The sequence below is a fragment of the Rhodoflexus sp. genome (assembly GCF_053489755.1).
The window spans coordinates 71,522-81,915 of sequence record NZ_JBRCHD010000061.1; the positions used below are offsets into that span (position 1 = coordinate 71,522).

Here is a 10,394-nt window from a genome sequence, read left to right on the forward strand (position 1 = left end):
ATAACTTATTGCAAGGCAAACTTTTTGCCGGGCAGCGACTTGACCAGTCCCTGAAACTCAAGGCTGAGCAAGGCAACCGCAGCCTGAGAAACACCAAGCCCACTTTGCCAGCCCAAATCGTCTAAGTGCATTTCGCCGTTTTGTTTCAAAAGGCTGTAAATTTCTGCTTCTTCTTTAGCCAAATTAATTGGCATGGGGTGATTTTTAATTGAGTCTTTGCTGAAGGCTTGACCGCTCTGCCAGTTCATAGCCGCTACCATAGCCTCTACTGACGTGAAAATATTTGCTTTATGACTCTCAATCAGGCGGTTGCAGCCTTCTGAATAAGTTTGCCCAAGATTACCCGGAACCGCAAAAACCTCGCGGTTGTACTGGTTGGCATATTCGGCCGTAATTAGCGCACCGCCTTTGAGCGCAGCTTCTGCTACAATCAGCACGTCGGAGAGTGCGGCAATGATGCGGTTTCGGTTGGGGAAATGCGGTGCAGCAGGCAAAGTGCCGAAACTGTATTCGGTCATCAAGCCGCCGTTGATAATCATTTGTCGGGCAGTTTGGCTGTGTTCGTGCGGGTAAATGCGATCCAGTCCGCTGCCCAAAATGCCAATGGTTGGCAGTCCTTGTTTCACCGATTCGCGGTGTGCTACAATATCAATCCCATAGGCAAGCCCGCTGACAATAGTCGGCTTTAAAGGTACTAACTGCTCCACAATTTGTTCGGTGACGGCTTTCCCGTATTTAGTTGCCTTGCGTGTGCCTACAATTCCTACAGTGACTGGCGGATTCAAGTCGGCATTGCCCTGCCAATAGAGCAGCGCAGGTGCATCGGCAAATTGCTTGAGGCGTTCAGGATAGTTTGCATCGGTATAAAACAGGATGAGAGCCTCTTCCTTTTCTGCTTGCCGAAGTGTGGTTTCTGCTTTTTTAAGTGCTTCGGCCTGGTGTTCTGTTATTAGTGCGATGGTTTTTTCACCAACATTGGGAATTTTGAGCAACTTGCCTTTCGGGGCTTTGAAAACCTGTTCGGCAGCGCCACAATAACTTACAAGTTGCTTCATCAGCACACTGCCCACTTGGGGAATGAACGACAAAGCAACTTCGTAAAGTTTACTCATCAGACTTGTGATCAGTTATCGGAATGAATGATCTCTTTGGGTATATCTGCTTGATTAGCAATATGTTGCAGGCGAATTGTTACGGCTTGCCTGTGTGCATGCAAGTGCTCGGCTTCTGCCATGATCTCTACCACAGGGCCAATATGGCGCAACCCCTCTTCAGAAATCTGCTGATAGGTGATTTTTTTCACAAAACTATCAACCGAAACACCGCCAATCGCGCGTGCATAGCCGTTGGTTGGCAGCGTGTGGTTCGTTCCTGAAGCGTAATCGCCTGCCGATTCGGGAGTGTAATGTCCTAAAAACACCGAACCTGCATTGATGATTTTATCGGCAACTTCCTGCGGATTGGCAACGGAAAGGATCAGATGCTCTGCGGCATACTCGTTGAGCAGATCAATGGCTTGGTTTTCATCGGCTACTACTACGCACTTGCTGTGGGTAAGCGAGGCTGCAGCGAGCGCACGGCGCGGTAAAACTCCCAGCTGTTCGCGGATTTCGTCCACTACAGCAGCTATCAGCGGCTCGTGGGTAGTTACCAACAGCACGTGGCTATCAATGCCGTGTTCTGCTTGGGAAAGTAAATCAGCTGCGACGAATGCAGGATTAGCCGTATGATCTGCCATAATGGCCACTTCGGAAGGTCCCGCAGGCATGTCTATTGCTGTGCCGCGTTTGGCAACCATCTGCTTGGCAGCGGTTACGAACTGGTTGCCCGGGCCAAAGATTTTATCTACTTTAGGAATGCTTTCTGTACCAAAGGCAAGTGCGGCAATTGCCTGAGCGCCACCTACTTTGTAAACTTTGTGTACACCTGCTACTTTGGCAGCAAAAAGAATGGCGGGATTCACTTTGCCATCGCGGCCGGGAGGTGTAACCATCACAATATGCTTGCAACCGGCTATGACGGCAGGAGTTGCCAACATTAGTACCGTAGAAAACAGGGGCGCAGTTCCGCCGGGGATATATAAACCTACTTTTTCAATCGCTACACTTTTGCGCCAGCAGCGCACGCCGGGCATGGTTTCTACAGGCTCGAAATGCTCGTGTTGACGCTCGTGGAAGGTGTGTATGTTTTGATGTGCTGTGCGGATGGCAGCTTTTAGTTCTTCGGCAACCAATGTATCTGCCTCTTCAAATTCGGCAGATGTAACCTCGAACTGATTAATTTTAACGCCGTCAAATTTTTTGGTAAATTTGACTAAAGCCTTGTCGCCGTTTTTTCTAACCTCTTTGATGATTGGCTTGACTTTTTTTTCTACCGCTTTCAGGTCTAAGGCAGGTCTTGCGACCAAATCTGACCACTCGCTGCGAGCAGGCAATTGGAACAGTTGCATGTTGAAAGAAATGTTTGTGCAAATATACACTTAGTTTTTAATTACCTTTGTCCGCCAAGTATCACATTGCAGATTACATGAAACAACTCACTATGGGCAAAGTTCTGCCTTATATCTTCAGCATTCTTGCCTTTTACCTCGTTACGGCGATCTATTTTTCCCCTGAGATTTTCGATGGCAAAACACTTGCTCAAGACGATATGATCCGCTACGAAGGCGGCTCGAAAGAGGTGCGCGATTTCAACGCCACCAGCGACAAACCGAGTATGTGGACAAACAGTATGTTTGGCGGAATGCCTGTGTATGTGTTGCACCCTGTTTTTCCGGATCAGCCGATTTCGCTGATTGATCGCGTATTTAAGGGTTTGTTGTTTTCCGGAAAAACAGCGCATATGCTCTTCCAGACCATGCTGTGTATGTTTATTGCACTGGCAGTTTTTGGTGTGAGTCCTTATGTGGCAGCTATTGCAGCGACAGCCTTCGGGCTTTCTACCTATAATTTGATCATTATCGAAGTCGGGCACATGACCAAGTCTTGGGCGATTGCTTATGCGCCGCTCGTTCTTTCGGGTATCTACCTGACTTTCAGAGGCAAGCTACTGCAAGGCTTTGCCCTAACGGCGCTGGCGCTGGCGTTAGAGATCCGCTCAAATCACTTGCAGATTACTTATTATCTAGCTTTTGTGTGTGCCATTTATGTGATTGCTGAGCTACTTCGCGCAGTTCAGGAGCAAAAACTACCCGAATTTGCTAAAACTGTGGGTGTATTGGCATTAGCCGCAGGGCTTGCCGTAGCTGCCAATGCAGGCCGCTTGCTAACCACTGCCGACTACGGCAAGTATTCGCAGCGGGGTAGGGCAGAACTCACACCGCTGCCGGGCGAAGAGGCTGCCAATCCACAGGATGGACTGAACCGCGATTATGCTTTCAGTTGGAGTCAGGGAATCGCTGAAACTTTTACACTCATCCTACCTAATTTCTACGGCGGCAGCAACAACGAAAAACTCAGTCCTCAGAGTGAAACTTATCGCTTTCTGGAGAACGTGATGCGTTCGGGACAAATTGGCAATCAGGAGTTTGTGCAGTTTACAACTCGCTCGCCCTTTATGTATTGGGGCGATCAACCCTTTACCAACGCACCGGTCTATGCCGGTGCAATCGTTTGCTTTTTGTTTGTTTGGTTTCTGATGCTCGCTACGCCTGCCCAACGCTACTGGATGCTGGGTGGGGTGTTGCTGATGTTTATGTTTTCGTGGGGCAGCAACTTCGCCTCGTTCAATTACCTGATGTTTGACTATTTTCCGGGCTTCAACAAGTTTCGCTCAGTTTCTATGGCCCTCAGCCTTGCTGTGATGCTGCTGGTAATTGGTGCAGCAATGGGGCTGCAACGCACGCTGTTTTTATCGGAAAAAGAGATGCCGGATTGGCATAAAAAGCTGGGAATTGCTTTTGCGCTTACAGGTGGGGTTTGTGCGCTGCTTTTCGTCATGAGCGGCTCGTTTAATTTTAGCGGTCCCGCAGATGAACAATTTGGCAGTCTGATTGACGCTGTTCGCGCCGATCGTCGGGCGATGTTTCGCAGCGATGCTATTCGCTCGTGCCTACTGATTAGTGCGGTTGCTGCACTGATCTACTTCTACGTCAAACAAAAAGTTAGCTCAGCTGTGGCGGTCGCTGTCATTGGCGGGCTGATCGTCTTTGACTTGTGGGGGGTTGGCAAACGCTATTTAAACAACGATTCGTTCAAACCACAGGCAAAAGAGACAGTACATGCGCCAAGCCCTGCCGACGAAGCTATTCTAAAAGACAAAGACCTAAGCTACCGCGTATTGAACCTCAATAATCCTTTCAACGACGCGGCAACTTCTTATTACCACAAGTCAGTGGGTGGCTATTTTGCTGCCAAGATGCGTCGCTATCAGGATCTGATCAATCGCCGTCTGGAAGGCGAAATCAGATATATGATTGACAGCCTACAAAAAGGAAAACTGCCTGACTTCAGCCGCACTCCTGCTATTAATATGCTGAATACCAGATATTTGATTTTGAACCCTGCAAGTGCAACAGGCGTATTAAAAAATCCTGCGGCTCTGGGTAATGCATGGTTTATCAGTGAATTGCGGGCCGTTAATAACCCCGATGAGGAGATGGCGGCTTTAGCTAATTTTTCGCCCGATTCAGTAGCGATCATAGATATTTCCAAATTCCCGCAGGTAAAAACGGGCGCTTACCCGCGAGCAGGAGCGAGTATCAAGTTGGTAAGCTATGCGCCCAATCGCCTTGAATACGAGGCAGAAAGTCCGGCAGATGGCTTTGCGGTATTTTCGGAAATCTATTACCCCGACGGCTGGCAAGTAACAATTGACGGAAAGGATGGGGGCGAATTTGTTCGTGTAAACTATGTCCTGCGCGGACTGCCTATTCCGCAGGGCAAGCACACGATCGTGTGTACTTTTGATCCCGATATTTATCGCATAGGCAGCCTATTGACGATGATCGCTTCCTACTTATTGATAGCAGTACTTGCTACAGCAGTTGGTCTGATGTTTTACCGAAAAAAGTAAAGCGCGCCAGCACGTCAGTTGAGCTATGATACCGGAAATTAGTCTGCAAGCTGGTCAAAAAATTTACTTTGCCTCCGATTTTCATCTGGGCTACCCCGACTATGACACGAGTTTGCAGCGCGAGCGCAAGATTATGCGCTGGTTAGAGTCTGTGCAGGATACGGCGGCACATATTTTCCTGATGGGAGATCTGTTCGAATTTTGGTTTGAATACGGACATGTAGTTCCCAAAGGTTACGTTCGTTTGCTGGGAAAAATAGCAGAACTGACCGACGGTGGGCTGCCTGTGAGTATTTTTACAGGCAACCACGATCTCTGGATGTTTAAATATTTTACACAAGAACTTGGAACACCTGTCTATCACAGTCCGCAGTCGCTGATTTGCAATGGCAAAAAGTTGTTGATTGGGCATGGAGATGGTTTGGGGCCGGGCGATATGGCCTACAAACTGTTGAAAAAGTACTTTTTCAATGTAAAGGCGTTCCAGTGGTGTTTCGATAAACTGCCTGCATTCATGGGTATGGGATTTGCCAATGCCTGGTCGCGCCAAAGCAAGAAGAAAGGTAACGCTCATTATTTTCTCGGCGAGGGTGAATGGATTTGGCAATATTGTAAAAAAAAGCATCAAGAATCTCCACATCATTTTTATATTTTCGGGCATCGGCACTTTCCGCTCGACTTGAGCGTAACAGCGGCAACTTGCGATTTTGAAGGGCGCTACATTAACTTGGGAGAATGGATGAATTTTTGTACTTATGCAGCCTTTGACGGAACATGTACCAAATTGCTCAGTTTTGAAAATACTTATATTTTGTAGTCTGCTTTTTAGCTCGCAATTGCATGCACAGGACACTCTGCACAATTACAAAACCGTAGCTGTAGATCAGGCCGTTACTTTGTCTGCCGATAACTCGGGCAATATTTATGTAGCTGATAAACAGGGAAATATTTATTCCTATGACTCGCTTGGCAATCATTTGCTGACCTACTCGCCGCCCGAAGTAGCTGAGGTAAGTCTGCTCGATGCCCGCGCTACGGTACGCATTTTTGCCTTCTACCGCGAGTTGCAGAGTTACGCGCTGCTCAATCGCTTTCTAACCCCAATAGAAATTTACCGATTCCAACTTCCGGACGGCGGCTTTGTGCGTGTGGCAGCGCAAGCGGCTGATAATACAGTTTGGGTATATGACGACATGAGTTTTTCAATTAAGAAAATTAACAAGAAAATCGGACAAATTATCCTCCAAACTGATTTGGGCTTGTTGCTGCCCCAATCTTTATTGGATATCGCCTACATGGCCGAGCATCAAAACATGTTGTTTGTATTGGCAGAGGGTTATGGGATTTTGCAATTTGATAATATCGGTAATTTTATCCGTCGCTTACCAATGGAAGGCACTTGCTTTGCGCTCAACAATGACGCTGTTTTTTTCTATCAAAACAAAAATATCATCAGGAGGAATCTGTATGATAACGAGCAAGTTATATTTTATCTAACGTCTGCCGTTACCAACCTAAAAGGCTTAGCCGTAGCAGGAAGCGCAATCATTACCTTAGAGGAAAATTTGTTAAGATTCTGGAAGCGGAAGGTTTAACAAAACGCAGGTGACATTTAACCATTTCTTAAACAACGCTCTCAGGATAGATACGGAAATTTGTGCGTTTTTCAAAATCAAAATTTTATGCGCAAATTTTACCTTCTCTTCCATTGGTTTTTATGGGGAATGCTTTTGCAACTTGCGCCGCTGAATCAGGTATGGTCGCAGGCTGTTTCTATGACAGGCAGCGCTGGCTCTTACAGTCAGAATTTTAACACGCTTATCGCTACCGGCACCAGTGCATGGACTGATAACAGCTCTATCAACAACTGGTATGCGCAGCGCAGCGGTACGGGAACGAACATCGCAGCTAATAACGGCGCTAGTAACGCCGGCAATTTGTACAGCTATGGAACAGGCGCATCTACGGACAGGGCGCTGGGCAGCGTAGGCTCTGATAATGCGGCTGCCGGCAATTTTGCATGGGGGGTTCAATTGCAAAATAACACAGGAAGTACGATAACGAATCTGACCGTAGCTTACACCGGCGAGCAATGGCGCAACAGCGGCGCGACGGCGCAGTCGGTTACTTTTTGGTACAAAATATCAAACGCTCCAATAACAAGTCTCACTCCAAGCAATAATACAGGTTGGACGCAAGTAATGGCTTTGACCTTTACAAGCCCAATAACAGGCGGTACGGCCGCTGCATTAGATGGGAACTCTTCAGCTAATAGAATAGTTTTCCCGGCTACTTCTATTTCCGGCTCGCTTTCTATTCCTGTCGGACACTATATCATGATTAAATGGGATGATATTAACCATCCAGGCGCCGACCATGGACTTGCCATAGATGACGTTACAATCGCATGGGGCGCGATAAACCCTCCCCCTACCGCCACCGCTTCGGCTGCCAACGTTACCACAAGCGGCGGCATGAGTTACAGTTTTACGGTTACCTATACGGATAATACCAATATTGACGTATCTACGTTAGACAACAACGATATTGTCATTACTGGCCCCAGCAGTTTTTCGCAAGCTGCTGTTTTTGTCAGTGCCATGCCTGCAAGCGATGCTCCTTCGATTACGGCTACTTATAGCGTTACCCCGCCCGGCGGTTCTTGGGATGCGGCCGACAACGGCTCTTACAACATCGTGATGCAAGCCAATCAAGTCACCGACGATGCGGGCGCTGCCGTAGCGGCGGGCAATATCGGCTCGTTTACGGTCAATATCTCCGGCCCGCTGACCATCGCCGCCGCCCGCGCCATGCCTTTTGGCTCTACCGTAACGGTTACAGGGACTATTACGGTAGCTAATCAGCACGGAAGGACAGTTTTTATTCAAGACAACACAGGCGGCATCGCCTTATTTGATAACACGGCTCCTTTCTTAGACCAAGACCCCGATTTGCTCATTGGCAAAGAGATTACCGTAACCGGCACGCTGTCCGAGTTCGGCAGAAGCGGCGGCGCTTATCCGGCAGGCACGCCTTACACAGGGCTGACGCAAATTTCTCCTGTCAGCAGTTATTCCATCGGCTCATTTGTGGGCGCTCCAACGCCTAAAACCTTGACTTTAAATACGCTCGCCGAAGCCGATGAGGGCGAACTGATAGAAATTAACAACGTAACCTTTGGCGCCAACAGCCGCGGCATTTTTGTGCCGAACGCAAGTTTTAACATTTCAGACGCTTCGGGCAGCGGCGTATTGCGCACACCTAATACGGTTTTCAATAATTTCAACCTGTTAGGCAAAGCGATACCTGCAACGTCGGCTAAAATTATAGGCGTATTAAGTCAGTTTCAGGGCAACTATCAAGTCATTCCACGCTTGGTCTCCGATGTAGCTGGCGCCGCTCCGGCTACTACTCCGCACGATGCCGTTCCAACAAGCGAAACTTTGGACATCGTAACGCTCAACGTTGAGTGGTTCGGGCATCCAAGCAACGGACCTTTGGATGACAACTTGCAGCGCAATAGTTTGGCTACGTTTTTAAATCATTTGCAAGCCGATGTTTACGTGCTGCAAGAAATCTGTAACGTATCGCAATTTAACCAATTGGTGGCGGCCATGCCGGGCTATGCCGCTAAGTTGGTTACAGGTTGTTTCTCACAACGTCCGCCTTCGCCTACGCCCGCTGAAATAGACGATGGGCAAAAAATAGCGTTTGTTTACAAAACTTCGGTGATTACCCCTGACGCTACTTTCAACGGTGGCGAACCCTTGTGTTACCTATCGGGCTATCCTGTCCCTAATGATTATCCGCAGCCCTTCGGCGCATCCATAGGCGACCCTACGCGCTTTTGGGCAAGCGGGCGCTATCCGGCGCTTTTCGTAGTGGATGCCACCATCAACGGCGTAACGCGAAAATTGCATCTGTTTGGCATCCACGCGCGCGCCAATACGAGCGGCGCCGCCGCGCTTGAACGCTACAACATGCGTAAGTTTGACATTAACGCGTTCAAACAACAATTAGACGGCGATTATCCTAACGCCGCCATTATTGTAGCCGGCGATTTCAACGATGATGTGGACGTTACCGTATCGGAAAACCCGCTCAACGGACCTTCTACTTACGATGTATTCGTTAATGACCCTGCGGCTTACAAGGTCGCTACCGAGTCGTTAAGCCTAAACGGTTGGCGTTCGTATGCCTCGCGCAACAACATGATAGACCATATCATGGTTTCAAACGAACTGTTTAACAACCATTTGGCAGGCAGCGAACTTGTGCTTGACCCTTACTCGCTGTTGCCTAATCTAAATTTCAGCGCTGCGGTAACCGACCACCTGCCGGTGATTGCCCGCTTCCAATTTGCCGATATTGCGGTTAGTACGAACAATTTGCCCGCTTTTAGCGCTACCTACGGCACGGCATCCGCTCATCAGACCTTTACGGTAAGCGGAAGCCGCTTGTCTGATGTAATTACCATTACAGCCCCCGCCGGCTTTGAAGTATCTGTTGACGGAACGACCTTCTCAAACAGCGTTACCATAGGAACGCCGCCTACCGTTAGCGCCACTACAATTTATGTGCGCTTGAAAGGCGATAATAGCGTAGCGGGCAGTCCTTACAGCGGTAACATTACGGTAACAAGTCCCAATGCGCCTACGCGAACCGTAGCTATTGCCAACAGCACGGTAAGTCCGAAAGCCCTGACCGTAACCGGCGCAACGGCACAAAACAAGGTTTATGACGGCACAACGGCGGCGACAATTACGGGCGCTTCGCTTGTGGGTGTTATGGGTGCAGACAACGTAACCCTCTCGGGCGGCGGCACTTTTAACGACAAAAATGTAGGAACAAACAAACCCGTAACAGCCGCTTTGACGCTTGGGGGCACGGATGCGGGCAACTACATACTCAACCAACCAACAGGATTGACTGCAAACATCACCCTACGCCCTGTTACCATCACAGGTTTGACGGCACAAAACAAGGTGTTTGACGGCAATACAGATGCTACAATCACAGGTACACCTGCGCTTGCCAATACCATTATAGGTGATGACGTTTCTTTGACGGGTTCGCCCGTAGGCGCTTTCAATACGGCGGCGGTTGGTACGAACAAACCCGTAACCGTCAGCGGGCTTGCTCTAACAGGCGCCGATGCAGGCAACTATATCCTGACGCCTTTGGTACTGACTGCCAATATTACATCTGCCGTACCTCCTGTACCTCCTGCGCCTATTTTACCGCCGCCGTCTGCTCTGAATCTTAGCACGCTGCCTGTGTTGCCCAACACGACGTTCAACCCGAACGCAGGTTTGATTAATCCACAGATGCAGTTACAAAACGGCAACTTGGCGCTGCGCAGCGTTTCAGGTCCAGCAATT

Annotated in this window: 6 protein-coding genes; 4 read left to right on the forward strand and 2 right to left on the reverse strand. The window is 48.7% G+C overall.

Annotation, left to right across the window (positions count from 1 at the left end; all coding sequences use genetic code 11):
• Window positions 1-5 precede the first annotated feature (5 nt).
• Window positions 6-1,112, reverse strand: a complete 1,107-nt coding sequence (gene dprA, locus ACWIP2_RS14015; protein WP_448520571.1) for a DNA-processing protein DprA — start codon at window positions 1,110-1,112, stop codon at window positions 6-8.
• 11 nt (window positions 1,113-1,123) lie between these two features.
• On the reverse strand, window positions 1,124-2,449 hold the full coding sequence (gene hisD / locus ACWIP2_RS14020) for a histidinol dehydrogenase (protein ID WP_448520572.1): 1,326 nt from the start codon (window positions 2,447-2,449) through the stop codon (window positions 1,124-1,126).
• Between the two features lie 77 nt (window positions 2,450-2,526).
• On the opposite strand from hisD, the gene ACWIP2_RS14025 reads away from it, so the two are divergent.
• The 4 genes from ACWIP2_RS14025 to ACWIP2_RS14040 form a co-directional block, all read left to right on the forward strand.
• Window positions 2,527-5,013 (forward strand): YfhO family protein, encoded by a 2,487-nt coding sequence (locus ACWIP2_RS14025; protein WP_448520573.1) that lies wholly within the window; start codon window positions 2,527-2,529, stop codon window positions 5,011-5,013.
• Window positions 5,014-5,038: 25 nt separating this feature from the next.
• Window positions 5,039-5,830, forward strand: coding sequence for a UDP-2,3-diacylglucosamine diphosphatase (locus tag ACWIP2_RS14030; RefSeq protein WP_448520574.1), 792 nt, complete (start codon window positions 5,039-5,041; stop codon window positions 5,828-5,830).
• Window positions 5,831-5,849: 19 nt separating this feature from the next.
• Window positions 5,850-6,608, forward strand: a complete 759-nt coding sequence (locus ACWIP2_RS14035) for a hypothetical protein (protein ID WP_448520575.1) — start codon at window positions 5,850-5,852, stop codon at window positions 6,606-6,608.
• Window positions 6,609-6,695: 87 nt separating this feature from the next.
• A partial coding sequence (locus ACWIP2_RS14040; RefSeq protein ID WP_448520576.1) for a YDG domain-containing protein occupies window positions 6,696-10,394 on the forward strand: 3,699 nt, incomplete at its 3' end.

What these genes read in the sequence shown, in the direction of transcription:
- hisD (WP_448520572.1), bottom strand. Translation starts at nt 2,449, where the DNA reads ATGCAACTGTTCCAATTGCCTGCTCGCAGCGAGTGGTCAGATTTGGTC.
- ACWIP2_RS14025 (WP_448520573.1), top strand. Translation starts at nt 2,527, where the DNA reads ATGAAACAACTCACTATGGGCAAAGTTCTGCCTTATATCTTCAGCATT.
- ACWIP2_RS14030 (WP_448520574.1), top strand. Translation starts at nt 5,039, where the DNA reads ATGATACCGGAAATTAGTCTGCAAGCTGGTCAAAAAATTTACTTTGCC.
- dprA (WP_448520571.1), bottom strand. Translation starts at nt 1,112, where the DNA reads ATGAGTAAACTTTACGAAGTTGCTTTGTCGTTCATTCCCCAAGTGGGC.